We start from the raw sequence: 26,160 nt of genomic DNA on the forward strand, positions 1-26,160 counted from the left end.
GGCCACAACTGGTTAAGCTTGCCGCGCAAGCTTAACCCCCGCCAAAGTAGAGGGCCACAACTGGTTAAGCTTGCCGCGCAAGCTTAACCCCCGCCAACGTAGGGGGCCACAACTGGTTAAGCTTGCCGCGCAAGCTTAACCCCCGCCCCTCTGGACAAACGGGTCTCAATGGTCATGTTCATTTGAGTACAGGATTGAGTGATGTTCGTGGAAAAGTTGCTGAAGAGGGACTTCAGAGGCACGAAACACTAGGAGCGTCAGGGACGAATTTCTCCCTGACGGTTTTTCTTAAGAGCTTCGTGGTGGGTCAGACGCCGAACCGCTGTCTTCTACGCTGCAACCCGAGAAAACCCGGTTGCAGCACGCCGAATTTTCCGTCTTTGGCCTCCGGAACAAGTCAGACTAAGCGCCCCAGCCTGTCGAGCAAACTGAAATAGTGGGGATAGCTCCCGCTAATTTTCCATTCATTCGAAGCCCAACAGCGGGAAACCTCCCACTATCCGGGCAGTTTGGTCAACTTAGCCGGGATAATTGGGAGGTTTCCGCTTAAAGGCTCAGATTTGCCGACTATCCTCACAGGGAGGATTTCCCCTCTAGCCGGAGCTTACTCCGCAGCTTCTCATCGATGACCGCCGGATGCCTCCCGGGCCCGATACCCGCCAACCGTTATCGCTTGTCCGGCGGGGAGCCGATGAACGCTTCGCGGACCCGGTTCCAGAACGGGTAAGGCCGATACCTCGCGAAGGCGACTTTCTCTTGCGCCACGCGGCAAAGGATCGAGCGCACGCCCTTCATCTGCAGCACGAGGTGGTCGATCGCGACGTGGAGCAGCTCGTCCGGATCGGGCGCGATGTCGCAATGGTGATGCTTCGGAAGAATCATCGACGAACCGAGCGTCCGATATACGCGGTTGTTGATCGACGCGATCTCCGCGATCTGGATGCCCTCGAACGAGGGGTGGATGATCGCCCCGCCCAAACTTTTGTTGTAACCCGTGCTTCCCGGCGGGGTGGAGATGACGATGCCGTCCCCCCGGAACATTTCGAACGGCTCGTCGTTGATATGGATGGCGGCGACCAGCGTGCCGTCAACGCTTTTGAGCGTAAATTCGTTCAACGCCAAATATTGCTCCGCGGAGTTCCCGAGCGCGATATTGATCTCGATCAGGGGATACCGGGCCAAATACGGCTCTTTCATTGACGCGATCCGCTCGACGAGTTCGGGCAATTCGTCCTTCTTCCAATCGGCGTAAAATCCCAAATGCCCCGTGTGCACGCCCACGAACGCCACGTCTTTCACCCGATCCCGGAAACGGTGGAACGCCTGAAGCATCGTCCCGTCTCCCCCAATGGTCACGACGAGCTCGGGGGACGTTTCCTCGCGGACGAGGCCCCGATCGGCAGCCAGGGCATGGAAGGTCTCCGCAAGCTCTATGGACAACCGGTCGCCCCGGTCGAGCAGCGCGTACTTCAAACCAATGACGCTCCTTTAGCAAAGGGATGTTTCCCGTTATTTGTATCGATCATAAACAATTCGGGGCGGGAAGACAATCCCGCCCCTTACTTATTCCGTCCGATACGGAACGCCTTCCGGGCGACCGCCGCAGCCGCGCCTGCAGCGATCAGCGCCGCGAGCGCCGCAAGAAAAGCTGCCGGCGGCCATAAGACGCGTTCGTACCCGGTCATCGCGCCGACGGCCCGGCTGACGGGCAGCAGCGCCGATTGCCCGGTCGGAATGAAAGGCCAAATCAAATATACGGTCGCTGCCGCGATCACCCCGTGCAGCAGCCGGGTGCGCGCGAACGGGCCGTATTGCCAGCCGGTGCGGCCCATGAGCCCGGCCACTTGCGCATGGACGGAAAGTCCCGCCCAGGACAGGACGAACGCCGCCGCCGCCAGTCGGTCGACCAAGGGGAGAGTTCCTCCATCCGGGCTCGCGGCTTGCGCGGCGGCTCGAGCCCCCAGCGTGACTTCGAACGTCCCTTGGACGAATGCCGGAGACAGGCCGACCGGCATGCCGACGGCCCGCAGCGACCATTCCAGAAGATGACGGAATCCCGCCAGAATGCCGCTTTGCATCAGCAAATCCAAGGCGGCGGAGAAAAACACGACGAGCCCTCCGACGATCATCATCAGCGCGAGCGAAGATTGCATCGCCTGCTGCAGCAGGATGCCGAACGGCCGCCCGTCGGCCAGCCGGGCGCGGTGCATGGCGGAGAAGGCGGCTTTCAAGCGGTTGCCGACAGGCTTGGGGGCATCCGAATCCGCGGCCGATCCGGCCCCTGCCAACCCGGGATCCTTGCGCCATCTCCCGAGTACGCCCAGCAGCATCGCGCCGCCGTAATGGGCGATCGCCAGCACGGGAATCGCCTCGGGCCGGCCGAAAAAGCCTACGCCCACCGCGCCGATCAGAAAAATCGGGTCGGATGTCGTGGTCATTTCAACCAGCCGTTCCCCTTGCGCGCGGTTGACCAATTTTTGCTCCATCAGCCGGGACGTCAACCGGGCGCCTACGGGATATCCCGAGGCGAAGCCCATCGCGACGACGAACGCGCCGGCTCCCGGAAGCCGGAACAATGGACGCATCAAAGGATCGAGCAGCGTGCCGGCCAAATGCACGATTCCGAAACCGAGCAGGAGCTCCGACAGCACGAAGAAAGGGAATAAGGCCGGGAATAGGACTTCCCACCACACTTTTACGCCGCGCAAAGAAGCCTGCAACGCGGTTTCCGGCATCGCCAGCGCCATGCCTCCGATCAGCAGGGCCGCGGCCCCGATGACGATCGGGCCGAACGCGAATGACCGTCCCGTCCCCTTCGGAGGGTTCGAGCTGCGGATTTCCACGGGATCCCTCCGTTCCGCCTGCTTCTTGTCCTCCATCCAATATATGTGGACGAACCGTCGATCTTTCCTCGAAGAATTTTTACAAAAATTTCTTGCAACCGTTTACAAAAAGAGGCTTCGCAAACGCGCGGTTTATGGTACAATAGAACCAAATCCAGACGTCGTCCATGGACGGCTCAGGCAGAGGTGAAGGAAATGGCCGGGATCGTTGCGGGATTGCTTGTATGCGCTTTCGTATACGTCATTCGCGAAGCCATCGCCAACCCGGAGGAAGAGATTTGACGCCCAGCAGCCAGACCGAATCGGTATCAGCCCCCCGCCAGGGGCTTTTTTGCTATTATAGGCCGGAGTCATCATTATGGTATAATGGATTGAATTGGAACCTTGCCGGATGGGACCCCGGCATCATGAATCAGGCCGCAGTTCCCAGACATCCTAAGAATATTCCGTGTAAGCGGGGAGAGTTGAAAACCATGTCCGACTACATCAGCCTTTACGAAGCGATCGGGGGGGCGCCTGCCGTCCGGAGCCTGGTGGAAAAATTTTATCCGAAAGTCCAGGCCGACCCGCTGCTGTCGCCGATTTTTCCGGAGGACATTACCCCGGTCATGGAAAAGCAGTATTTGTTTCTTACGCAGTTTTTCGGCGGCCCGCCGCTGTATTCCGAGCAATTCGGCCATCCGATGATGCGGGCGCGCCATCTTCCGTTTCCGGTTACCCCGAAGCGGGCGGAAGCCTGGCTGTCCTGCATGGCTAGGGCGCTGGCGGATACCGATATTCCAGAAGAACTGCATCAAGTCGTGCTCGAACGGCTGTCGGGCCCGGCGCACCATTTCATCAATTCGGAAGATTGACTCAAGTCCGAGGAGGAGTCCCGATGGACCCGCTGTATCAAATCAAAGTCACCTGCGCATGCTGCGAAACCGAGTTCAAGACTTCCCGCGTCAGGCCCAGCCTGAAACGGGCGGTAAGGAGCGACAGCGATTTCTGCTCGTATTTCAAATCCGTCAATCCGGACTATTACGTCGTGAGAGTGTGCCCTTTCTGCGGTTTCGCCTCCACGGAGAATTTCGCGGATCAGATGAACGGCAAGCAAAAGGCGGCGTATTACGAAAAAATCGGCAACCATTGGATCGCGAAAGATTACGGCGGGGAACGCACGGAGCAGGAAGCCATGGAGTGCTACAAGCTGGCTTTGCTGACCGCGCAGGCCGTGGACGAGAACATACGGGTCATCGCGGGCATCCTCCACCACATCGCTTGGCTTTACCGCTATCAACAAAATACAACCCAAGAGAACCGTTTCTTAGCGTTCGCCCTGGACGCCTACGTCAAAGTGTTCGAGCAGGAACGGGACGGGAGCAACGCGCGGCTGATGTATTTGATCGGGGAATTAAACCGGCGGCTGGGGAATTATAACGATGCCGTCCGGTGGTTCAGCCGGGTCATCAACGACAAGAAAATCATGGACGCCAGCATGATCCGGGCATCGCGCGAAATGTGGCAGACGCTTCGGGAGGACATGACGCGCGGCGGCCTCGATTTGCCGGAGGAAATGAAGGAGAACACGGTCTGATCGGCGAACGGCTTATTTTCCGGCCCGTAAAGGACGGTCGGCGAGCAGGTAGTCTCCGTCCGCGTCGACCAGCCGGACCCGGCTGCCGCAGCAGGGGAGAACGACTGCGCGCTTGCAAGCTCCGCCGCGGAGTTCGAGCACTTCTTCGGGTTTGAGCGGCAACAGCACTTGGGAGCGCCCGCAGAAAGGACATTCCGGTACATAGACGTCTTTCATGACGATGTCGTACGGCAAAGTGTTCCGAAACGGTATCATGGCGCACCCCTCTTTCGTACCTACAACATACAACAAGCCATCCCGGCGTGCAAATTCCCGCAGCGGGCTTAAAGCCCGTTCGGATGCAACCGATGCAAGGAGGAAATCGAATGGCAAACGCGAACCCCATGGTTTGGGATCTCGACCGATTTTTCGCCGGCGGGTCGGAATCGCCGGCTTTCGCCGAATTCGTCGCCGGTACCGAACGGCGGATCGAGGACATTTTGAAAGAACTGAAGGAGCAGGCGGATCAAGCAGCCGATGAAAACCGGTTGACCGGATGGACCGGCAAGCTCCAGGACATTCAGCTCCGGCTGCGGGAAGCCGACAGCTACGTCGGCTGCCTGACCTCGCAGCGCGTCACCGACCGGAAGGCCGTCGCGTGGACCGAGACGGTGCAAACGTTGTATGCCCGTTACCGGCAGGCTTTGGACCTGTTCGACGCCCAGCTTGCCGCCATGCCGGACGACCGCTTCCGAAAATGGACGGCCGGAGGGGAAGCGGAGGTCCTGTCGTTCGTCTTGAACGAGCGCAGGGAAGGGACGAAGGACAAGTTGCCCCCGGTGCTCGAAGGGCTGGCCGGAGAGCTTGCGGTAGACGGTTATCATGGCTGGGGAGAGCATTACGGCACGATCGTCGCCAAAATCGGCATTCCCTGGGAGGAAGGCGGACGCAAGACGGTTCTCTCGGCGGGGCAGGCGGCCAACAAGATGGAGCATCCGGATCCGGCGGTGCGCGCCAAGGTCAAGGAAGAATGGGAGAAAGCCTGGGCGGAGCAAGCCGACTTGTGCGCGGACACGCTGAACCGGCTGGGCGGCTTCCGGCTGAAGCTGTACGGATTGCGCGGATGGAAGGACGTCTTGAAAGACCCGCTCCGCATCAATCGGATGAGCAGGGAAACGCTGGACGCCATGTGGACGGCGGTGGAAGATTCGATCGAACCGCTGCGGAAATATTTGTCGCTTAAAGCCCGCTTGATCGGCAAAGAAAAGCTCGATTGGCAGGACGTCGACGCTCCGCTGCCGTCCGAACAGAACCACATCCCTTACGAAGAAGCCGCCGTCCTGATCCAAGAAGCGTTCGGCCGATTCTCGCCCCGGCTCGCCGCGCTTGCCAAGCGGGCGTTCGACGAGCGTTGGATCGAGGCCGAAGACCGCCCCGGCAAACGGCCCGGCGGATTCTGCACCGATTTTCCGCTGGAGAGCGTCACGAGGATTTTCATGACGTACTCCGGCACCTCGGGGAACGTATCGACCCTGGCTCACGAATTGGGTCACGCATATCACGGGGAGCTGGTGTTCGGACTGCAGCCGTTCAACCAAGATTACGCCATGAACGTGGCGGAGACCGCCTCCACCTTCGCGGAAGCGCTCGTCAGCGACGAGCTGCTCAAGCGGGCGAAGACGGACGCGGAGAAACTGGCGCTGCTGGATATCCGGCTGCAGAGCGCCGTGTCGTTCTGCATGAACATCCGCGCCCGGTTCCTGTTCGAAACGCGCTTTTACGAGCGCCGCGCCCGCGGCATGCTGGAAGCGGCCGAACTGAACGAGCTGATGGAAGAAGCGCAGCATGAGGCGTTCGGAGGGGCGCTGGGCAGCTGGCATCCGCACTTCTGGGCGTCGAAGATGCATTTTTATTTGACGGACGTTCCCTTCTACAATTTCCCGTATACGTTCGGGTACTTGTTCAGCACGGGCATTCTTGCCGCCGCCGAGCGGGAAGGGGAAGGCTTCCGCGACCGTTATGACGCGCTGCTTCGGGATACGGGCGTTTTGACCGTGGAGGATTTGGCGCAACGGCATCTGGGCGTTCGGCTGGACCGGCCCGATTTTTGGCGGTCGGCGGTCGCCCGAGCGGTATCGGACGTGGAGCCGTTCGAGCGTCTTGCTGCGGTTTCAAATTCCAACATAAATTTACAAAATGATTGAAAATTCCTATCTCTTCCAGTATACTGAGTCCGAAGTCTTGAATCTCAGGATGCATGAAGGAGGAGAATGAAGTTTGGAGCAAGTGTCATTGGCTCGTCAGGTGGATCTGGCTTTGGAACGGCTGGAAGGCGAATTGACCGGCATGTCCGCGGGAACGATCGTCCTGCAAATCCGCAATGACGAGGTCGGAAAGTTCGGCATTCGGCACTTGCCCGTCGATTGCGGAAGCGGGGATCCGGATGCCGCCGGCTTGACGCCGGACCAGGTCCGGCAGTTGCGCCGCAAAGCGATGGAAGCGCTTCGGCACAAGCGGGGCTGGACGCATGGAGAGATCGCTTACGATTTCGTTCTCCGCCATGGACAAGTCCAGGTCAGCATGCAAATCGAATCCAACTACAATATGGCGAACCTGTTGTTCCGCCGCGCCGCCAAGCACCGTTCCCATCGCGACGTTTCCAACGAGTAGCCTTTTCATCATGCTCCGCCGAGCAGCCGCCTCTCCGGGCGGCTGTCGGTTTTTTCGGTCGGCCCCGCGAGGGCATAAGGGGTTCGACAGGTGACGGATCGGATGGATGGTTGACTTTCCGTCCGGGAACGGGTATTGTGTTGCTTAAACCAAACCGAAATCGGCCATGAACGGAACAAGTAAGCGGATGGCCGGGCGCTTCAGAGAGCCGGTGGACGCTGCGAACCGGCGCGCCCGCTCCGCCGAATGGATCCCGGAGCCGGGAGCGAAAGACGCGTCGACGCGCGTCCGGAAACTCCCCGAACGTTCCCCGTTACGGAACCAGAAGGTCTGCACTATCCGATACGGGATCGTGCAGGCGAAAAAGGGTGGCACCACGGCTTCCACGTCCCTTGCGGACGCGGGGCCTTTTTTTTTATTCAAGACGGAAAAGGGAAAGGAAGATCGAAATGGCGAACCCCAAACGCGTGCTCTCCGGTATCCAGCCCAGCGGCAGGCTGACGATCGGCAACTATATCGGAGCGATGAAAAGCTATGTCGCGCTGCAGGAGGAACATGACTGCTACTACATGATCGCGGACCTTCACGGCATCACCGTTCCCCAGGATCCGGAAGCGCTGCGGGAGCAGACCGAGATGGTGACGGCGCTGTACGTCGCCATCGGCCTGAATCCGGACAAAGCGGCGATTTTCCTACAGTCGCACGTGCCTGCCCACGCCGAGCTCGGCTGGATCATGACCACCTTGTCCTATATGGGCGAGCTGGAACGGATGACGCAGTTCAAGGACAAATCCGCCGGCAAGGAAGCGGTAGGGGCGGGGCTGTTCGTCTACCCCCCTCTCATGGCGGCGGACATCCTGCTGTACAAAGCCCATCTCGTGCCGGTGGGGGACGACCAGAAGCAGCACCTGGAGCTGACGCGGGATTTGGCGGGACGGTTCAACCACCGATTCGGGGAGACGCTCGTCGTGCCGGAGCCCCTCATCCCGAAGCTAGGCGCCCGGATCATGTCGCTGGACGACGCCTCCAAAAAGATGAGCAAGAGCAATCCGAATCCCGGCAGCTATATCGCGATGCTGGATTCGCCGGACGACATCCGCAAAAAAATATCCCGGGCCAAAACGGACCTGGGCCGGGAGATCGCGTACGATCCGGAGGAGAAACCGGAAATCAGCAACCTGATCACGATTTTCTCGCAATGCTCGGGAAAATCCGTCCCGGACATCGAAAAAGCGTACGAAGGTCAAGGGTACGGCACGTTCAAGAAAGACGTCGCCGAAGCGGTCGTTTCCGCGTTGGAACCGATTCAGGCCCGTTACGCGGACATTCGCGCCTCCGGAGAAATCCACCGCATCCTGAAGGACGGGGCGGACCGGGCGGCGGCCGTCGCGGACGCCACGCTGCGCGAAGCGAAGCAAGCCATGGGGTTCTTGCTCCCGCGCCGTTAATCGGCGGTCAGCCCGCCTTCCGGCGGGCTCGCGCTTTCCAGACGAAGCCCGCTCCGATATTCAAGAGAGCGAGCAACCCGAAGAGGGCGGCAAGCCAGATCCGATAGCTGATGCTGACCGCCGCGAGGCACATCCAGACGACGGACGTCAGGGCAAAGGTCAAGGATGCGATTTTGCTCATTTTTTAACCCCCTCTGTGAGCATATTTTTCTCCGACTCCCGCATACTAAAGAGGCAAGCTTGCACCCAATAACCTCAAGGCGAAAGGAGATTGACCATGCCAGCATCGCAACAGTCTGGAGGCGGAAGCCGGAATCAAGTTCTGGTTCCCCAAGCTCGTGCCGGTCTGAATAGCATGAAGATGGAAGCTGCCCAGTCCCTCGGGGTTCAAATTCCTTCCGACGGGTATTACGGCAACGTAACGGCCCGCGAAACAGGCGCCCTCGGCGGTTATATCACGAAAAACCTGGTCGCCATGGCAGAGCAACAGCTTTCCGGCGGCATTCGGCGGTAACCGCCAAGACGCTTAGGCGTCGGGTACCGAAAGCCCGGGGGCAGACCCCGGGCTTTTACGCTTGGGCAGCCAATCGTATGCATGCCGCCGCCGCCGGGCCGCAATTCAATGCTTCTATCTTGTCGCACAACGAGGCCGGACGTCAAGAAAAGAAGACCCTTGCGAGTCTTCTTTTCGCTCCGCGCGGCTTAGTATGTGTTGATTCTCAGCCTTTTCTCCAAGCGGTCGTCGCTCAGCCAACCGACGTAGGACTGCAGCGGCGCAAAGGAGAAATCCATGAGCACGACGGCTACGAACGGGTACTGACGCCGGTATCGGTAACGGATGTCTTGCCAGCGCACCTCGTAGCCCCAGGAATGCGGTTTGACCTTCGCGCAAGGAAAAGGAGTTCTCGCCAGGAAAGCCTGGATATCCGGGAGCCGTTTGGAAACGTCCGCCGCCGGGTGATCGTCGCAGGCCGGCGCATCCTCCCAGCGCAAGCGGCCGCGTTCCCATTCGCCCACGCCGTACCGGCCGCCCTCCGAGCTCCGAATGACGTTCCAACGGTACGGCGCCATCGTAGGAAGCACCGTGTACCGGTCGCCGGGCTGCCGATGGGGATCCGCTTCCGGCACTTTGCGCTCCGCCCGCGCGTGAACGAGCGTCCGCCAGGCGTAATAGAGAACCAACAAGCCGTACAGCACCGGAAAGATGACGCGAGGCTCCGCGATTTTGGCCGCCCACATGAACACGGCGAGGATGTGGGAGGAGAAGATAAACGGATCGAAAATATGGATGACATTCCATTTGACCCATTTCCGGCTGAACGGGAGTAAAGCTTGGGCCCCGAAGGAATTGAACAAATCCGTCAGCACATGCACCACGACCGACAGCAACACCCAGAAGGCCAAATGCCGCCAGGGCAGCGAAGGGTTCAACACCAGGAGCGCCGAAGTGATCAGCCCCGTCCAGGCGAACCAAGCCGGTATGGAGTGGGACCAGCCGCGGTGATGCTTAATGTACAAAGTGTTGCTCCTCAGCCGGAGCAGCGTGTCCAGATCGGGCGCGTTCGAGCCGGCGACGGTAGCGACCAAAACGACCGCCATGACATCCGGACGGGAAGAGAAGGCGGGGTCGAGCATGGCCAATCCGCCGAGGCCCAGGCCGAACACGAGATGAGTGCCGGTATCCATCGCAACGCCTCCTTACGATCAGTATGGACGTTGGCCGGCCCGATTATGAGAACGGAGGAGACTGCGCAATGGTCCTGTTTTGCGAATACACCGTTCCGGAGAACCATAGGGAAGCCTTCCTGGCATGGGTCCGGCGGCACCCGGAGCTTTGGCGGGACGCCGAATTCATGGAAAGCGCGGATCAGCCGGGCGTTTTCCTCGAAATCCGGCAGGCGGTTGACGAAGAAGACGCCCTCCGCAAAAAAGCGGAACGCCGGCAAGGGCGTTCCGAATGGCGGGAGATGGAGGGATGGATCAAGGGGGGCCGTGACGGACTTCGGCTTTGGACTTTCCGCTCCGTCAGTCGGGACGGGTGAGCCCGGTCGTACCCGGGCCTCCCGGCGTTCCGGGCGTGCCGAACGGAAGCGTGTAGACAAGCGGTTCGTCGAACGTGATATAGTCGAGGTTGACGGTCAGCAGCAAATAACGTTTGCCCGATACGGGATCCCGGATAATGATGTGATCGCGGCCGGCGGCTTCCAGCACGCCTTTGAAAACTTTGGCGTTCCACTCGCAGTTGTTCTCGAACGTCATGTAAATGGTCGCCACTTTGCTCAGGTTCATGCGCAGAATGTTCTCGACATAAGATTCTTCTTGACCGACGATCGGAACGACGGCCCCGCCGGGAGTCATCGGCAGCCCGCTAGGTACGGAAGGCGGGACGGCCGCTCCGGTCGACAGGCCGGTGAACGTGCCGCCGGTCGTCCCGGGGAACATGCCGCCGGTCGTCCCGGGGAACATGCCGCCGGTCGTCCCGGGGAACATGCCGGTGCCGGGCATCGTTCCGGTCATGCCGCCGACTCCGGGCAACGTGCCCGGAAGCGGAACCGCGCCGGGATAACCGACGTTCGGCGCCGTGCCCGTAACGCCTGCAACGCCGGGAAATGCCGGTGCCGTGCCGGCTCGATAAGGGGACCAAGACGGAAAGCTGTACATCGGTGGAAATTCCTCCTTCGGTTTAATAAACGCGCGGGCAGTCTTCCCGGGTCGGGGCGAAGAAGCAGTGGGCTCTGTGACGTCCGGTATTCGTCTGGTCGTACCAGGTACCCGGGCAGCTGCCCGTGGGGCGGAAAAACCAGAGGGCGTTCGTGGCCGGACGCGTCCTTTCGCCGTTAACCGCCCTTCTCGCGAGCCGGGTGAATTTCTCCCGGGCCCTTTGGTAGAAATAAGGCTTCCGCACCGCTTCGAAGCCGCCGGGCGATTGGAACACCATCTGCGGTAGCGTGCGGATACCCTTGAAGTCCAGGCAGTTCCCCCGTACCCGATTGACGCCGACGTTGCCGACCATCAGCATGCCCAGCTCGCCTTCGCCTTCCGCTTCCGCGCGCATCAGCCTGCCCAGCATCGCAATGTCGCTGCTCGTTGCCTTGATAACGGCCATCCGGGCATAACATCCTTCCTTTGTGCCATGGGCGATTGTCGCTATACAGTCTATTTCGCCCGCCCGGTTTTGGTGACACCCGCCCGGGCGTTTTGTTCTCAAGTTAGCCACATGCGGTGGCGATTTGATGAACACCGGGTAGCGAACATTGTCAATGCCTTTCCGGAAAGGTATCATAGACGATATAACATTTGCCTTTTTTCCGGGGGCTCCCCCAAAAGCATTCGGAATCGGCTTCGAAGCTTTGCGTCACTTTTGGGGGTCTAATCTAGGAGGAACTCCGTGTTTAAAGATCTCGTGGCCCTAACCAAACCGCGCATCATCCGGCTGAACCTGATCGCGGCGTTCGGAGGTTTCTGGGTCGCTTCCAAATGGAGCATCGACATCCCGCTGTTGATTTGGATGCTGCTCGGTTCCGCGCTGACGATGGCTTCGTCCTGCGTGTTCAATAACTATTTGGACCGCGATTTCGACATTAAAATGTCCAGAACCCGAGAACGGGCGCTCCCCCAAGGAAGATTGTCCCCTTCATTCGTGCTGGGGTACGGCATTATTCTGGGAATCGCCGGATTAGCCGTGTTGTTTCTGCTCGTGAATCCGCTCACCGGTTGGCTGGGCGTTTTGGGCATGTTCGTTTACGTCGTGATCTATACGATGTGGTTAAAGCGCAATTCGACCTGGAGCACTTCCATCGGAGGCGTGTCGGGCGCGATGCCCCCGGTCATCGGCTATTGCGCGGTGAATCCGACGCTGGATGCGGGAGCTTGGCTTCTGTTCGCCCTGCTGTTTCTTTGGCAGCCCGCCCATTTCTGGTCGCTGGCGATCCGCAGACGGGAAGAATACCGGGAAGCCGGCTTTCCCTTGCTTCCGGTCGTGAAGGGCGTTACCCGCACCAAATGGCAAATGCTGCCTTATATCGCGCTTTTGATCCCGGCGTCCATCCTGATGTACCAATACGGATACGCAGGCGTCTATTTTCTCGTGTTGTCCCTGGCAGCCAGCGCGGTGTGGCTGCTGCACGCCCTTTCGGGACTGCGTTCGTCGGATGACGAGAAATGGGCGAAAACCGACTTTTTCCTATCCATTAACTATTTGATGATTATGTTTCTGGTCATGATTCTCGATACGAACGGAGTGTAACGGACGTTGGAACAAGAACAACAAGGAACTTCGGCTCCCGCTTCGCGCGCCAAACGATACGCGTTTCCGCTCGCCGTGCTGGCCGTCTGCGTGATTCTTGCCGCCTATGTGCTCTGGAACCAGTACGGGGGATCCAAATATCCGAAAGGCGCGGATTTCGCCTACACGGATCTGGACGGCCAGACGGTGACGTTGAAAAACACGAACGGAAGCGTCCGCTTGCTGTACTTCTTCTATTCTTATTGCCCGGACGTCTGCCCTCCGACCACCTTCTTGATGTCCCAGGTCCAAGACGAGCTCAAGAAGGAAGGAAAGTTCGGCAGCGAAGTGAAATTCCTGTCGGTCACGATCGACCCGACGCGGGATACGCCGGAACGTCTCAAGGAGTGGTCCGCTCAGTTCGGAGCCGACCCCGGCGGGTGGAAATTTCTGCGGGGAGACGAGAAAGCGACGGCCGATTTGGCCAAACAGTATCAGATCCTGGTCACCAAAGACGCGGAAGGCAACTTCGGTCACATGAACTTGATCGTGCTGCTCGACAAGAAAGGGCGGATCCGCGACTGGATATCCGCGAACGATTACTTCGCCAACGGAGACCGGAACTTGCCGCTCAGCGATTTCGTCAAGCAAATCACCGACCTGTTGTGAGAACCGTGGAACAAGAGAAGGAGCGATCCCAGACGGTCTTGATCGATCGGGGGACCGCTCCTTTTTATTTCGGATCCGGCGGATAGACGGAGGGATCCGGATAACGGATGTACTCCTCCAGGCCGGCTTTCTCCAGCTGCTGGATCAAGTACTCCTCGGGCGTGCCTTCCACGCCCTTGTAGCCTTTGCGCGTGTAAAGATGCTCGGCGTCGGGAAAGACGTCGCTCAGCATGCCGCGGATCCGGCGGCCGGAGGCGTCGTTGTCCAGGAAGAGGTACACCTGCCGATGGCCCACGGTCCGGCGCAGGCTGTCCAGCCGATCCGGGCCCATCGTGCCGAACGTGCAATGGATCGGAACGTCGGGCGACAAGACGCGGGATAAGCGGCTTTTGTCGTTTTTTCCTTCCACGATAATGGCGAAATCCAAGGCGGAAGCCCCCGTTTTTCCCCGAAAGGCGGGTAATCGGATCGTTTTCTGTATTGTACCATATCCGAACGGGGGTCAAGCGGGCTTAGAAAAACAGCAGTACCAAGAGGAGCAGAAGGAATAAAACCAGGATGATCCAAAAGCCGGAGGAGAAGAGAAAATCCCCGCGGCGAGCGGCGACCGACATGCGCGTTCACCCCGTTTCGTCTCCCGGATCGGCTCCGGTTTCCGCGCCTGCGGATAGGCGGGCGATAATCCATCCTATGCAAGGCAGCAACGCCTGTCATGTGCGGAAGCCCATTGCCCATAGTTAAGTCTCGCACGAGCTACATATGGGGGACCGCCGGCCGATTGTTCCAGCCTTCCTGGTAGGTCTGGCGCGGGAACAGCAGCACCATGGCGGCCATCAGCGCCAGGAAGGCGAGAAAGAAGGGCGAGATCCGGTCCCGGAAGGCGCCGGCCGCAACCGGACCGATGAATGACCCGATCGACAGCGCGATCGATAGAAAGGAGAACGTTCGACCGTATCGGGAGGTGCCGCTCAGCTGCAGCAGGAAAGAGGTCATCGCCGGGAACAGCACGCCTTTGGCCATGCCCAGGAAAAACAGAATCGCCGTGAGCGGAAGGGGCCATCCCCCGGCCAGCGCGTAATAGGCGCAAGCCTCAAGGGCTAATCCCCCGATGATCCGGGAGTATGGCAAATACCGGTTCAGGAACAGCAGCCCTAGCGTGGCAAGCGACCCGAGGCTGATCACCGAGAACAGAAGGCCGACGGTCATGACCTCCGAGGCGTTGCGCGCCCGCAGCGGCAGCTCGAAAGACAGGATGCCTTGCGCGCAGGAGAGGGCCAGCGGCAGGATGAACACGATCCAGGGGAAAGGTTTGGGCGCCCCGGTCTCCTCTTGCGCGGGTTCGCGCAAATGGCGGTCCGTGCCTCCCGCCGCGTCGGAAGCGGCATCGCCGCTCTCCCGGATGGCGGGTTTGCCCGAGCTGTCCATCGGAAGCTTGGCCGGTTCGCGGATAAACCCAAGCGAGATCACGCCCGTGAACAGAAGAATCCAGCCCAGCACGGTGAACGCCGTATTGAATCCGACCGCGGCCGCCAGCCAGGCTCCCGCGGCGGGGGATATCACCGAGGCCACCGTATGCACGAGGCCGTTGCCGGCCATCAGCTTGCCTTGGTGCACATGGTCGCGCGCCAACCGGGCCAGCATGGCCATGCTGGCCGGCGACAGAAACGCGAGCACGAAGCCGCTCGCGGAACGGATGTACAGCAGTTGCCACGGATCGGTAACGCGTCCCTGCAGGATGAGCAGGACGCCGGCGCCCGTCAAGCTGGCGGAGATGAACAGCCGGCTGCCGAAACGGTCCACGCCGTAACCGGCGAGAAGATTGCCGGGCAAGTGGGTGAGCGAATACATCCCCATGACGAGACCGATAAAGGAGGGAGCGGCGCCCAGCGATATGGCGAAAGGAGTCAGCATCGGATATTGGGCGTGCAGGTCGAAAAGGGCGACGAAAGAGAAAAAGTAAAGCCATACGGCGGTTTTCAATGGACGGCGACCTCCTCATGTCCGCGTTACCGGCGGCCTATCCTACTTGTACGTAAGGACGAGTCCGGTTATGCCCCTCTCGTTTACGGGGTGCGATTCCGTAGGGTATAATGGTTGGGACGCGAGAGTCGTTCGCGGCCCTCGCAGGTTAAGCCGATTCGAAATTCGGCCGGAGGAGTGTCGGTTCGTCATGAAATGGAATCCCGAATCTTGGACGTCGGATGCTTGGACGCAGTTTCTCCAGGAGCATTGGATCGTCTTGCTGGCGGCCGTCGTCGTCATTTTCATCGTGATGAAGGTCGTCAAAACGGTGCTCAAATGGGTGCTGGCCGCCGCCATTCTGTTCGGGGTGGTCGCATACGGCGGATACAGCATCGACGATTTGTCCGCGCTCGGCAGCAAGGTGGAGGCGGGGACGAAGGACGCCATCCTGAAAGCGGCCGTGAACGAAGCCTCGAAGGCGGAATACACGGTGCAGCCGGACGGAAGCTACGTGATCCGCACGCCGAATCTGGAGCTCAAAGGCGAGAAGGGAAGCGGGAAAGTCAAAATCTCGTTTCAAGGCATCCCGGCCGGCACGTGGGACGTGGAAGGCCCCATTCGGACGCTGATCGAACAAGCAGAATCCAAAGCCGGGGCCCAAGCCTGATTTGCCGACCCGCACCCTCTCGCGGGTTTATTTTTTGCGCAAGAAATCGGGGAAGGAGGTGGGGAAGGATGCCGGCCATCCTCGATTGGAACGTTCAAGCGTTCAACGTCGTCACCGTCGCGCTGCTCGCGATCGTCGCTTTGTCTTTGCTGCAAGGGTTGCGTAAAGGAGCGAAAGGTTCGGCCCGGCAGCTGTTCCTTTTCCTGCTCCACTCGGCGGTTACGGTCGGAGCCGTCATCCTGTCCGCGGCGGCGGCCGCCGCATTCTCCCCCCGGCTGCAGCAATGGCTGGCGGAGAGCGGGATGACGAGACCTTCCCCGGACGCCAATTCGGTCCGGCAGCTGCTGTATACGGCCGGCTCCGGCCTCCGGGATCTGCCGCTGCTTCGGTTCGCCGTCCTGTTCCTCCTCTGTTACGCGGTCGTCCGCTCGGCCGCCGGCCTGCTGGCCCGGCTGCTCGGGTCCGTCATTTCGGCGCCGCTGGCGATCATGCCTTCCGGAGGAGCGGTAAGCCGCGCGGCCGGAGGCGTCATCGGCACGGCGCTCGGGGCCGTGCGCGCGCTCTTGCTGACGGCGGCGCTGTTCGCGTATTGCGCGTTGTTTCCGCAGGCGCCGTACACCGATTATATCCAGCAATCCGGCTTGTACCGGGAGGCGGCGGCGCAAGTGATCCAGCCCGCTGCCGGCACGCTGCTGGAGGAGCGGCTGCCGGTGTTCGCGCAGGCGATGTCGGGCGAACTGAACCAGCTCTGGCTGCGCCGCTACGACGTCATCGACGCCGAAATCCCGGACGACATCGTAGGCGCCGCGCTGGAAGTCACCAAAGACAAATCCGGCGAAGAAGCCAAAGCCAAGGCTTTGTATGACTGGGTCGGGACGCGGATCGCGTACGACTACGACAAGGTCGAAGCCTACGAAGAAAGAGGAGACTGGCGGGAACAGACGCCGGAGACGACGTTCCGGACCCGCAAAGGCGTGTGCATCGATTACGCCCGCCTGTACGCCGCGATGGCGCGGGCCGCGGGGCTGGACGCCCGGGTCGTGACCGGGCTCGGCTACGACGGCCGGGGCGGCTATGGCGCGCATGCCTGGAACGAAGTGTACCTGCCGGCGGCCGGCAAATGGGTCCCGCTCGATCCGACGTGGGCCCGCACCGGCAACTGGTTCGATCCGCCGCGATTCTACGACACGCACATCCGCAACGCCTAAACCCTTTATCCAACTTTTCGCCGCAGTCATTCGTATATTTCGTTAGTCAGGTCTCCGCCATGAGGCTACCCGCAAGGAGGTTACACAAGTGAGCGGTTCCGGATCGGAAGATGCGCAAAAGAAAGAACTGCGCAACCGCCGCCATTTCAGTTTTCGCCTGAACGTGTTCTTTTTCGCGACCTTTTTCGTGTTTTCGGTGCTGATCGTCAAGCTCGCCCTGCTGCAGTTCGTGGACGGCCCGACGCTCAAAGCGGAGGAACATAAAATCGGGACCCGCGACGTGCCGATTCCGCCGATCCGCGGCAATATTTACGACTCCGCAGGCCGGCCGATCGCTTACTCCACCTCCACCCAGTCCCTGTACTTCACGCTGGAGCCGGGGACGAAGGAAGAGGAGGGACGGGCGCTCGCCGCCAAGCTGGTCGACGTGTTCAATCGATACGGAGATCCGGTGGAGAAGCCGCTGACGGCGGAGCAAGTGTTCGATTACATGGACTTCGGCGGCAAAGTGAATTTGCCGTTCCAGCCGCGGCGCATCAAGACCGGCTTGAACCAGAAAGAGATCGCATATTTCTCCGAGCACCGGGACGAATTCAAAGGCATCGACGTCGTGGAGGAGAGCATCCGCCAGTATAGCAAAGAGCAAATCGCGGTACAGCTGGTCGGCTACATGAAGAAGCTGAGCGGCGCGAAGTCGCTCGACAAATACAAGGACATCAACGCGGACCAGGACGACCCGACCTTGAAATACCTCGATTCCGAGGAGGTCGGCTTCGACGGGCTGGAGCTCATGTACCAGGACGAGCTGCGCGGGCGCAACGGGGTGAAGTCGTATCCCGTCAACAACGAGAGCAAAATCGTCGGGCCGATGCAGCTGACCAAGCCGGTCAAGGGAGACAACCTCTACCTGACGATCAATCAGGACGTACAGCTCGCGACGCAGAAGGCCATCATGGACCATCTGCAATTCATGAAGCAATCCTCGCCCGGCACGACTTATTACGACGGCCGGTTCGCGACGACCGGCTACGCCGTGGCCATCGAGGTCAAAACCGGCAAAGTCGTCGCCATGGCCAGCATGCCGGACTACGATCCGAACCTGTGGCAGGGCGGCATCAGCTCCAAAGATTACGACGCCGTCAAATATTTCACGGGCAACGGCGCGATCCGCGAGGTTCAAGCTCCCTACGCCGATGACAAGGAACGCAAGAAGCACCCCTCTTCGCTCGTGTTCTTGGGCTCGACCCAGAAACCACTGTCCATTCTGATCGGGTTGAACGAGAAGCTGATCACGCCGAACTCGACGTGGAACGACCCGGGGTATTTCGCGTTCGGGGCCAAAGGCCACGAGGTGAAAGTGCGCAACGCGAGCAGCGCCGCCAACGGTTCGCTGAACCCGACCACGGCGATCGCCAAATCGTCCAACGCCTTCATGGCGGCCAATATCGGCAACGGTCTATACATGAAATACAAAGACAGCGAAGGCGTCGACGTCTGGGACAGCTACGTGAAGCAGTTCGGCCTCGGCGTCACGACCGGCAGCGGCCTTCCCGGGGAGTCCAAGGGCGACGCGAACTACTTCTCCGAGGCCAAACGAGGCAGCGCGCAGTCCGCTCTCATCTACGCTTCCTTCGGCCAGCAAGGCCGTTATACGGCGCTGCAGCTGGCCCAATACGCCGCCACGCTGGCCAGCCACGGCCAGCGCATGAAGCCGCAGTTCGTGGACGAAATCAAGGACGCGGAAGGCAACGTCATTCAGCCTTACCAGCCGGAAGTGCTGAACACGGTGCATTTTCCGGACGCATATTGGCGTACGATCGAAAGAGGGATGGCGCAGGTCAAGGTGCAAGGGTTCGAAGGCTTCCCTTACAATTACCTGCGGAAAACGGGGACGTCCCAGCAGGACGTCGCCGGAAAGAAGCTGGAGAACGGCGTGTTCATCGCCTACGCCCCGGCGGAGAACCCGACGCTGGCCGTGGCCGTCGTCGTCCCGCAGGGCGGCTACGGCGGATGGTCCGCGGCTCCGATCGCGCGCAAAATTTTCGATGCGTACGACGAGGCGGTCGGTCTGACGGGTACGCCCCGCAAAGCGTCCCCACCCGTCTCTCCGCCGTCGGACGCTCCGAATCCGTGAAAAACCGAAAATCCGCTCCCGATGGAGCGGATTTCGCGCGATTATGGTAGAATGTCGATGAACGAGGTGCCGGCATGGCGAAAGGAGAGTCTTCGGCAAAATGTCACGTTATCGCTTGTTGGCGCTGGATTTGGACGGAACGCTGCTAAACGGGGAGAGCGAAATCAGCCCGGGCAACGCCGAATGGGTTCGCCGGGCCCGGGAAGCGGGCATCGTCGTCATCCTGTCCACCGGCCGCGGCGCGGATAGCGCTTCGGAGTTCGCGAGGCAGCTGGAGCTGGATACGCCGATGATCACGCTGAACGGCGGGGAAATATGGCGCGGACCGAACGAGCTGTTTCGCCGCACGCCCCTTGAGGCGTCGCAAATCAAGGAGCTTCACCGGCTTGCCCGGCGCAGCGGAGACGTATGGTATTGGGCCTATTCCACGGAAGGTCTCTGCAATAAGGAAAAATGGCCGGAAGACATCGAATCCCGGGAATGGCTGAAGTTCGGCTTCTACTCCGAGGAGTTGGACCAAATCCGCGCCATCCTGGAAGAGATCCGGACCTGGGACGGACTCGAGCTGAGCAACTCGTCTCCTTACAATATCGAGATCAATCCGGCCGGAGTGTCCAAGGCGGCGGCGATGGAAGAAGTTTGCCGGCTCGTCGGCTGCCGGATGTCCGAGGCGGTGGCGATGGGGGACAGCTTGAACGACATCGCGGCCATCCGCGCCAGCGGGCTCGGCATCGCCATGGGCAACGCCCAGGAGGAAGTGAAGCAGGCGGCCGACGCGGTCACCTCCAGCCATCTGGAGGACGGGGTCGCCCGCGCGATTCGGGACTTTGTGCTAAAGGCGTGAGATCTTGATGGACGCAATCGGCTGGCTGATCGTCGCGGCGCTGTTCGCCCTTGGCATGGCGGGCGCCGTGCTTCCGGTACTCCCGGGGGCGGTGTTCATTTTCGCGGGCTTCTTCGTGTACGGCTTTTTTTTCTCGTTCGAGCCGTTCGGTTTCTGGTTCTGGGCGATCCAGACGTTGATCCTCGTCCTGCTGACCGTCGCGGACTACCTCGTGAACGCCTGGGGAGTCAAGAAATACGGAGGCTCCAAAGCTTCGGTGGTCGGCAGCACGATCGGCGTGCTGATCGGGCCGTTCGTGATTCCGGCGTTCGGTCTGATCATCGGCCCGTTGGCCGGCGCGGTGATCGGGGAATGGTTGGACGGCCTGGTCAAAGGAACCCCGCTGAACCGGGAATTTTTCGTCCGGTCTTTGAAGGTCGGCTGGGGATCGCTCATCGGGCTGTTCAGCAGCACGGTCGTGAAGATCATCCTGCAGCTGTCCATGATTGCCGTATTCGTCGTTTGGCTGATTTGGTAATTTCGCAACCCTAAAACCAGCGAGAGTTTGGCTCCGTCAAACTCCGATTCAAGGAGGATCTACATCATGCTTCGCGTAACGGTATGGAACGAATTCCGGCACGAGCAGATTCACGAAGAGGTTCGCAAAGTGTATCCGGAGGGGCTTCACAAGGCGATCGCCGACGGTCTCGAGGCGGAGGGAGGCTTCACGGTCCGCACGGCCACTTTGCCGGAGCCCGAGCACGGGCTGACGCAGGAAGTGCTGGACGACACCGACGTCTTGATCTGGTGGGGGCACATGGCCCATCACGAGGTGGATGACGCCATCGTCGAACGGGTGCACGAGCGCGTGCTGAACGGCATGGGCCTCGTCGTGCTCCATTCGGGACATTTCTCGAAAATTTTCAAAAAGCTGATGGGAACGGGCTGCGACCTGAAATGGCGCGAGGCGAACGAGAAGGAAAGAATCTGGACGGTGAATCCCGCCCATCCGATCGCCGCGGGCATTCCGGAATATTTCGAAATCAAGCCGGAGGAAATGTACGGCGAGCACTTCGACATCCCGGCGCCGGACGAGCTGATATTCGTCAGCTGGTTCGAAGGCGGGGAAGTATTCCGCAGCGGCTGCACGTGGCATCGCGGCCAAGGGAAAATTTTCTATTTCCGCCCGGGACACGAGACGTACCCGACCTACTACGTCCCGCTCGTGCGCCGCGTGATCGCGAACGGCGTCCGTTGGGCGGCGCCGTCGGGCGCGGCGAAACCCGTGCGGGGCCACCATCAACCGCTCGAACCGATCCAATGAATCGAGGCTCTTAACCGGTGAAAAAAGACACGCTGCTCAAAGGCACGCTTATCCTCGCCGCGGCCGCGCTCGTGGCGAGGGCTCTCGGCATTCTGCAGCGGGTGCCCATCGAGCATATCCTCGGGGATAAAGGAAACCAATACTACGGAATCGCCAATAACCTGTATTTGTTGCTGCTGGCGGTGGCGACGGCCGGGATTCCCAGCGCGGTAAGCAAGATGGTCTCCGAACGCTATTCGCTGGGGAGAGAGAACGAGGCGCGGCAAATTTACCGCGCCGCTCTTCTGTTCGGAGCGGCCGCCGGACTCCTGATCACGCTCGTCATGCTCGGCTTGGCTCCGATGATCTCCGCGCTCATGCACGATCCGGGCGCCGCGGCGTCGATTCGGGCCATCGCCCCTTCGCTTATCCTGTTCCCGGTGATCGCGATGATGCGCGGGTATTTCCAGGGTCGGCACAACATGTCGGCGGGCGGCCTCTCGCAGATCGTCGAGCAAATCCTGAGGGTGGCGTCGGCGGTCGCCCTGGCTTTCGCGTTTTCGGCATGGGGGTGGAGCGACGAGAAAGTCGCGGCGGGAGCCTCGTTCGGCAGCGTTTTCGGCAGCATTGGCGCGTTCGGCGTCATGTTGTACTATGCGCGCAAGCTGGCCTCGGCGGATAAGGCTTCCGGTACCGCGAAGCACGCTTCCGGCGGCCGGAGGCTGAAATTGGGCGACATTTACCGGGAGCTGTTTCGCCTTTCGGTGCCGATCGTACTTACGGCCATTACCGTTCAAATGATGTATACGCTGGACGGGGTTCTCCTCCATCCTTTGCTGCGGGGGCATTTCCAACCCGAAACGATCGATGCGTGGGGCAGCGTGCTCTTGCAGAACGCGCAGTCCATCGCGGGCATCCCGGTCATTCTGGCCGTCGCGCTCAGCCAGTCGATCATTCCGGTCATCTCCTCCGCCCATGCGACGGGGGACCGCGCCAAAGTCGGCGCCCAATCGTCGCTGGCCGTGCGCATCGCCGTATTCAGCGGCATGCCGATCGTCTTGCTGCTGTCCGTCGGAGCTTACAGCGTCAACGGCTGCCTGTTCAGTTCCAGCCGGGGGAGCCTCGTCGTGGGGCTGCTGTCGTTCGGCACCATTTTCCAGATCGGGATGATGGTGACGAACTCGATTTTGCTCGGGATCGGCCAGCCGCGTAAAGCCACCATGCACGCGCTGACCGGCATTCTGGTGAAAATCGTGCTCAGCTTCGCCCTGGCGCCTTGGATGGGCGTATACGGACTGATCGCCGCGACGTCGATCTGTTTCCTGTGGACGCTGGGCTTCAATATCCTCAGCCTGAAAAAAAGATCGGACCTGCGGGTCATCGACAAGGGACGCTGGGCCGGTTTCCTGGCGGCGATCGCCGTAACGGCCGCCGTGCTTTGGGGGCTTCAAAGCGCGGTGCTCGCCTTATTGGCCGGCTTGCCCGACCGGGGCGCGCTGTTCTTCTCTTCGGCCGTAATGGGCGTCGCCGTCCTTCTGGTGTATCCGGCGCTGCTCATCCTGTTCCGGGTGATTACCCGGGAAGAGGCGGGGTCGTATCCCGGGCCCGTCCGCAAGCTGCTGGCCCCGTTGTTCCGCTTGCGCGCCGGCCGCGCCTCCGGCGGTTAAATACGGGGAAGCGGCGCGGCCGCAAGGGTTTGCAGCTTGCGCTGCGCGAGCTCATGCTCCTCCGTCATGTCGACGAGCCGAGGAGGCTTCGGCGATGTAAGCCACGATGCGGTCATGGACCGCGCCAAGTCTCCTCGGAACCAATCGATGGACGGAGGTTCGGGCAAGGGGCGGTCGTTCCACGCTTGGTCCAGTTTGGGGCTGTACCAAAGCGAATCGTCGGCGGAGAATTCCCTTTCGGGGGAGTTCCCGCCTTTTTTGCGTTCCCCGAACCGCTCCGGCCAATAGTCCGCTCGGGAACCGGTATGCGGGATCCGCTCCGCGAACGCCCGAACGCCGGCCAGCACGCGCGGATAACCGAAAAGCATCGCATATAAGCTTTTGCCGAACCGGATCCGCTCGTCCAGGCTGGCGAACCGCTCCAGCACCGCTCCGGCCAATGGAAGCCGGATTTTTCCTTTCCGGTCGTCTTCCAGCAACGGAAAGACGACCTGGTTCGTCTGCAGCCAGGGCAGGGCGCGGAAAGACGGCGTTCGGAGCACGCGGTCCCGATACAACGGATGTTCCACGACCGGGTTCTGGATCACGTTCTGTTCGTTGATAATCAAGGCAACCGTCAAAGGCACGGGGTCGCGATCCGTCCAGAAACGTTCCCAGAACGGGCCCATGAACGCCGATACGCCGAATTTCGGCAACAGCCCGAACAGCGGCCTATTCCGTTTAAGGCTTTCCGCGTACAACCTGAGCTGCGGGTAGGCATCCCGGAAAATCAGCGCGTTGCACGTCTCCAGCAAAGCGAAATGCATCTCCGCCGTATCCGGTTCGAGCAGCCGGGGCAGCCATTCCCCTTTCAAATCGGTCATCGACCAGCCTCCGTTCCGCGACACCATGTGGGCGAGCAGCGCCCAGTGCAGTTCGGGCAGCGATCGGAATACATTCCAATAGGCCTGCGTTCGCGTCACGTTGTCGAGGTTCCAGACGCGGGTGTCCCGGAGAAGCGTCCCGATGAACGCCTCTTCTTCCGCGTTACCCATTCCGGACTGGATCGTGAACGTTTCCCTGGAGGGCTCTCGCAACAACCGGTTCAATTCGCCGAAGAGCGGGCTTCCTTCCCCGCAGTTGCAGGAAAGCGGCCTGCGCCGGGCGGTTAGCCGAAGGGACCTCCGCCATGCCGCGGACTTCCTCGCGAATCCGAGCGCCAGCTCGCCGGCGGCCTGCCATAACGATGTCAATGGGGCGCCCACTCCTTTGTTTGGGAATGTAACGGATTTGCCGGGAGGATTCCCGTTCCGGGCGTCGAATTACTCTTGTTGCGGCTAGGGAAATGTTTCCAAACTTACTTGTGCAGGGCCGCGAGGAAAGGGGAAAACGGAATGAAGAAAACATGGCGGAAATGGGGCATCGCCTTATGCGCGGTGCTAGCGGCCTTGCTGGTCGGCTGTCAAGCGGTCTCGGGCCTGAATTTCGACGACGTGATCCTGAAGCAGCTGGACGTGAAGTCCGCGGAGCAGTCGGGCACCGTCGACGTGGCGATCGATTGGAATCCGGACTTCCTGGAAACGATGGATCCTCAGGAAGCGAAGCTGCTCGGGCTTCTGGGCCAGATCTCGCTGAAGATCGATAAAGCGCAGGTAGACGCGCAAAACCGGATCAGCTACGCGGGCTCGCTCGCGTTCGGCGGCAAAAAGCCGGTGAACTTCAAATTCCTGATGGACTCCGAGCGGATGCTGCTCTCCGTGGAGGGAGCCAAGAAACCGCTGCTGATCGATCTCGGCGAGGCGGATATGCCGATGACGAATCAGCTCGAAGAACCGGTTCGGCAGCTCATGAAAGAGGCAGCCGGATATTTCGTGCACCATCTTCCGAATCCGGAAAAGCTGAGCGCTTCCCGCGAATGGACGTCGGTGAACGGGCAATCGACGGGGCTCACGAAGCTGCACGCGGAATTCGACGGCCAAGAGCTTGGAGACCTTCTCCTTCGCTACGTGGATGCGCTGGCCGGGGACGAAGACGGGTTGCGGGCCATGCTCGAAAGCGTCGCGGGCCAGCTCTCGGGGCTGCCGCCGGAATTGCTTTGGGAATTGACCGGGGACGAGAACCCCACCGCAGAGGATTTGAAGGACTGGGCGGAAGAAGGGGTCCAGACGCTGATTCCCGAGCTCAAAGAGGCCCAGGCCGAACTGGCGAAAGCAAAAGGAAGCCTCGAGTGGTCGCTCGTTTTCGATAAAGGCACGCAATTGAAGGCCGACTTCTACGTGGACGATTCGCTGCAGCTGCGCAAGTCCGACATGGACCTGAAGATCGCTCCTGCCGTGTTCTCGATGTCCGGATTCCCCGTGCGGAGCATCGCCGTGCGGACGCATTCGGAGATTTGGAACGTGAACGGCAACGTATCCGTTCCCGCGATCGAGACGCCGGCGGACGCGCTCACCCCCGATGAGCTGGACGGATTGTCCGCCTCCGGATTTTTGCGGAACCTTGAAGAAGGTTCGCCGATTTACGATCTGCTCAAAAACGAGCTGCAGATCGACGACACTTCGTTCGAGCTGGATGGCTATTCCTTTTACGACACGCCCCCTGTAATCGAAAGGAACGGGTCGAAAGCCAGCGTTCAACTTCCGATTCGGGAAACGTTGGAAGGATTCGAAGACTCGTTCACGTACAACCACCCCACGAGGGAAATCCGGTTTACGGACGAGGGGACGGGGCAAGAAATCGTCCTGACGATCGGCTCGTCCGAAGCGGTCGTGAACGGGTCGAAGGTCCAGCTGGCGGAGCCGGTGCATCTGAACGGTTCCTACGCGTACATGGGCGCGGATGACCTGACGAAGCTGCTGAAGGCCACTTACACGTATGCCGAGGAAGACGACGGTTTCCTTACGGTGACGGTCAGCCGGGATCTCTGAATTGGCGAGTCGGCAGCCGGCTTGCCGCGGCTCATCCCCGGGCGTATAATAACCGTACATCTTAGCCGGTTGTTGGCCGA

At 60.5% G+C, this 26,160-nt stretch carries 27 protein-coding genes; 17 read left to right on the forward strand and 10 right to left on the reverse strand.

Features of this window, described 5'->3' with window-relative positions; genetic code table 11:
- Positions 1-666: 666 nt before the first annotated feature.
- Both PTZ19_RS09540 and PTZ19_RS09545 read right to left on the reverse strand, forming a co-directional pair.
- On the reverse strand, positions 667-1,473 hold the full coding sequence (locus tag PTZ19_RS09540; RefSeq protein ID WP_276354011.1) for an NAD kinase: 807 nt from the start codon (positions 1,471-1,473) through the stop codon (positions 667-669).
- Between the two features lie 86 nt (positions 1,474-1,559).
- Positions 1,560-2,843, reverse strand: a complete 1,284-nt coding sequence (locus PTZ19_RS09545; RefSeq protein ID WP_276354012.1) for a nucleoside recognition domain-containing protein — start codon at positions 2,841-2,843, stop codon at positions 1,560-1,562.
- Between the two features lie 473 nt (positions 2,844-3,316).
- On the opposite strand from PTZ19_RS09545, the gene PTZ19_RS09550 reads away from it, so the two are divergent.
- Both PTZ19_RS09550 and PTZ19_RS09555 read left to right on the forward strand, forming a co-directional pair.
- Entirely contained in the window at positions 3,317-3,697 is a 381-nt protein-coding gene (locus PTZ19_RS09550; RefSeq protein ID WP_276354013.1) for a globin domain-containing protein, read from the forward strand.
- Between the two features lie 23 nt (positions 3,698-3,720).
- On the forward strand, positions 3,721-4,419 hold the full coding sequence (locus PTZ19_RS09555) for a DUF2225 domain-containing protein (RefSeq protein WP_276354014.1): 699 nt from the start codon (positions 3,721-3,723) through the stop codon (positions 4,417-4,419).
- 12 nt (positions 4,420-4,431) lie between these two features.
- Here the strand turns inward: PTZ19_RS09555 and PTZ19_RS09560 are convergent, their stop codons facing one another.
- Positions 4,432-4,674 (reverse strand): hypothetical protein, encoded by a 243-nt coding sequence (locus PTZ19_RS09560; protein ID WP_276354015.1) that lies wholly within the window; start codon positions 4,672-4,674, stop codon positions 4,432-4,434.
- Positions 4,675-4,784: 110 nt separating this feature from the next.
- Between PTZ19_RS09560 and PTZ19_RS09565 the strand changes: the two genes are divergently transcribed.
- The 3 genes from PTZ19_RS09565 to trpS all read left to right on the forward strand — a co-directional run bounded on the left by PTZ19_RS09565 (position 4,785) and on the right by trpS (position 8,516).
- Positions 4,785-6,602 carry a M3 family oligoendopeptidase gene (locus PTZ19_RS09565; protein WP_276354017.1) on the forward strand — a complete coding sequence of 606 codons (1,818 nt, stop codon included), beginning with the start codon at positions 4,785-4,787 and terminating at the stop codon, positions 6,600-6,602.
- A 73-nt stretch (positions 6,603-6,675) separates the two neighbouring features.
- Positions 6,676-7,068 carry an O-methyltransferase gene (locus PTZ19_RS09570; protein ID WP_276354018.1) on the forward strand — a complete coding sequence of 131 codons (393 nt, stop codon included), beginning with the start codon at positions 6,676-6,678 and terminating at the stop codon, positions 7,066-7,068.
- Between the two features lie 449 nt (positions 7,069-7,517).
- Positions 7,518-8,516 (forward strand): tryptophan--tRNA ligase, encoded by a 999-nt coding sequence (gene trpS / locus PTZ19_RS09575; protein ID WP_276354019.1) that lies wholly within the window; start codon positions 7,518-7,520, stop codon positions 8,514-8,516.
- Between the two features lie 7 nt (positions 8,517-8,523).
- Here trpS and PTZ19_RS09580 read toward each other — a convergent pair whose 3' ends face one another.
- Entirely contained in the window at positions 8,524-8,697 is a 174-nt protein-coding gene (locus PTZ19_RS09580; RefSeq protein ID WP_276354025.1) for a hypothetical protein, read from the reverse strand.
- 96 nt (positions 8,698-8,793) lie between these two features.
- On the opposite strand from PTZ19_RS09580, the gene PTZ19_RS09585 reads away from it, so the two are divergent.
- Complete coding sequence (locus tag PTZ19_RS09585) at positions 8,794-9,030, forward strand: alpha/beta-type small acid-soluble spore protein (RefSeq protein WP_276354027.1); 237 nt, start codon at positions 8,794-8,796, stop codon at positions 9,028-9,030.
- 188 nt (positions 9,031-9,218) lie between these two features.
- On the opposite strand, the gene PTZ19_RS09590 is transcribed toward PTZ19_RS09585, so the two are convergent.
- Entirely contained in the window at positions 9,219-10,202 is a 984-nt protein-coding gene (locus PTZ19_RS09590; RefSeq protein ID WP_276354028.1) for a metal-dependent hydrolase, read from the reverse strand.
- 68 nt (positions 10,203-10,270) lie between these two features.
- Between PTZ19_RS09590 and PTZ19_RS09595 the strand changes: the two genes are divergently transcribed.
- Positions 10,271-10,558: a hypothetical protein gene (locus PTZ19_RS09595; RefSeq protein ID WP_276354029.1), complete on the forward strand. Its 288-nt coding sequence runs from the start codon at positions 10,271-10,273 to the stop codon at positions 10,556-10,558.
- On the opposite strand, the gene gerQ is transcribed toward PTZ19_RS09595, so the two are convergent.
- Positions 10,542-10,958, reverse strand: a complete 417-nt coding sequence (gerQ, locus tag PTZ19_RS09600) for a spore coat protein GerQ (RefSeq protein WP_276354300.1) — start codon at positions 10,956-10,958, stop codon at positions 10,542-10,544. The two genes, PTZ19_RS09595 and gerQ, sit on opposite strands and share 17 nt — an antisense overlap.
- Before the next feature lie 241 nt (positions 10,959-11,199).
- Positions 11,200-11,622, reverse strand: a complete 423-nt coding sequence (locus PTZ19_RS09605) for a cell wall hydrolase (RefSeq protein ID WP_276354030.1) — start codon at positions 11,620-11,622, stop codon at positions 11,200-11,202.
- A gap of 282 nt (positions 11,623-11,904) precedes the next feature.
- Between PTZ19_RS09605 and cyoE the strand changes: the two genes are divergently transcribed.
- Complete coding sequence (cyoE, locus tag PTZ19_RS09610) at positions 11,905-12,762, forward strand: heme o synthase (RefSeq protein ID WP_276354031.1); 858 nt, start codon at positions 11,905-11,907, stop codon at positions 12,760-12,762.
- A 6-nt stretch (positions 12,763-12,768) separates the two neighbouring features.
- Positions 12,769-13,410 carry an SCO family protein gene (locus PTZ19_RS09615; RefSeq protein ID WP_276354032.1) on the forward strand — a complete coding sequence of 214 codons (642 nt, stop codon included), beginning with the start codon at positions 12,769-12,771 and terminating at the stop codon, positions 13,408-13,410.
- Positions 13,411-13,474: 64 nt separating this feature from the next.
- Here PTZ19_RS09615 and PTZ19_RS09620 read toward each other — a convergent pair whose 3' ends face one another.
- Both PTZ19_RS09620 and PTZ19_RS09625 read right to left on the reverse strand, forming a co-directional pair.
- Positions 13,475-13,837: a DNA primase gene (locus PTZ19_RS09620; protein WP_276354033.1), complete on the reverse strand. Its 363-nt coding sequence runs from the start codon at positions 13,835-13,837 to the stop codon at positions 13,475-13,477.
- A 326-nt stretch (positions 13,838-14,163) separates the two neighbouring features.
- A complete protein-coding gene (locus PTZ19_RS09625; RefSeq protein ID WP_276354034.1) occupies positions 14,164-15,390 on the reverse strand; it encodes an MFS transporter in 1,227 nt (408 codons plus the stop codon).
- Between the two features lie 190 nt (positions 15,391-15,580).
- On the opposite strand from PTZ19_RS09625, the gene PTZ19_RS09630 reads away from it, so the two are divergent.
- From PTZ19_RS09630 to PTZ19_RS09660, 7 genes are all read left to right on the forward strand, one after another.
- Positions 15,581-16,039 (forward strand): hypothetical protein, encoded by a 459-nt coding sequence (locus PTZ19_RS09630; RefSeq protein WP_276354035.1) that lies wholly within the window; start codon positions 15,581-15,583, stop codon positions 16,037-16,039.
- Between the two features lie 68 nt (positions 16,040-16,107).
- A complete protein-coding gene (locus PTZ19_RS09635; protein WP_276354036.1) occupies positions 16,108-17,247 on the forward strand; it encodes a transglutaminase domain-containing protein in 1,140 nt (379 codons plus the stop codon).
- 88 nt (positions 17,248-17,335) lie between these two features.
- Complete coding sequence (locus PTZ19_RS09640; RefSeq protein WP_276354037.1) at positions 17,336-19,381, forward strand: peptidoglycan D,D-transpeptidase FtsI family protein; 2,046 nt, start codon at positions 17,336-17,338, stop codon at positions 19,379-19,381.
- 100 nt (positions 19,382-19,481) lie between these two features.
- The gene (locus PTZ19_RS09645; RefSeq protein WP_276354038.1) at positions 19,482-20,225 is read left to right on the forward strand and encodes a Cof-type HAD-IIB family hydrolase; all 744 of its coding nucleotides are present in this window, start codon (positions 19,482-19,484) and stop codon (positions 20,223-20,225) included.
- 7 nt (positions 20,226-20,232) lie between these two features.
- Positions 20,233-20,742 carry a DUF456 domain-containing protein gene (locus PTZ19_RS09650; protein ID WP_276354039.1) on the forward strand — a complete coding sequence of 170 codons (510 nt, stop codon included), beginning with the start codon at positions 20,233-20,235 and terminating at the stop codon, positions 20,740-20,742.
- A 66-nt stretch (positions 20,743-20,808) separates the two neighbouring features.
- Positions 20,809-21,528 (forward strand): ThuA domain-containing protein, encoded by a 720-nt coding sequence (locus PTZ19_RS09655; RefSeq protein ID WP_276354040.1) that lies wholly within the window; start codon positions 20,809-20,811, stop codon positions 21,526-21,528.
- 17 nt (positions 21,529-21,545) lie between these two features.
- Positions 21,546-23,174, forward strand: a complete 1,629-nt coding sequence (locus PTZ19_RS09660) for a putative polysaccharide biosynthesis protein (protein ID WP_276354041.1) — start codon at positions 21,546-21,548, stop codon at positions 23,172-23,174.
- Here the strand turns inward: PTZ19_RS09660 and PTZ19_RS09665 are convergent.
- Positions 23,171-24,406: a DUF2515 family protein gene (locus PTZ19_RS09665; RefSeq protein ID WP_276354043.1), complete on the reverse strand. Its 1,236-nt coding sequence runs from the start codon at positions 24,404-24,406 to the stop codon at positions 23,171-23,173. The two genes, PTZ19_RS09660 and PTZ19_RS09665, sit on opposite strands and share 4 nt — an antisense overlap.
- A 141-nt stretch (positions 24,407-24,547) precedes the next feature.
- On the opposite strand from PTZ19_RS09665, the gene PTZ19_RS09670 reads away from it, so the two are divergent.
- On the forward strand, positions 24,548-26,080 hold the full coding sequence (locus PTZ19_RS09670; RefSeq protein ID WP_276354045.1) for a stalk domain-containing protein: 1,533 nt from the start codon (positions 24,548-24,550) through the stop codon (positions 26,078-26,080).
- Positions 26,081-26,160: the final 80 nt, after the last annotated feature.

It is taken from the genome of Cohnella caldifontis (assembly GCF_029360585.1).
Lineage (GTDB): Bacteria > Bacillota > Bacilli > Paenibacillales > Paenibacillaceae > Cohnella > Cohnella caldifontis.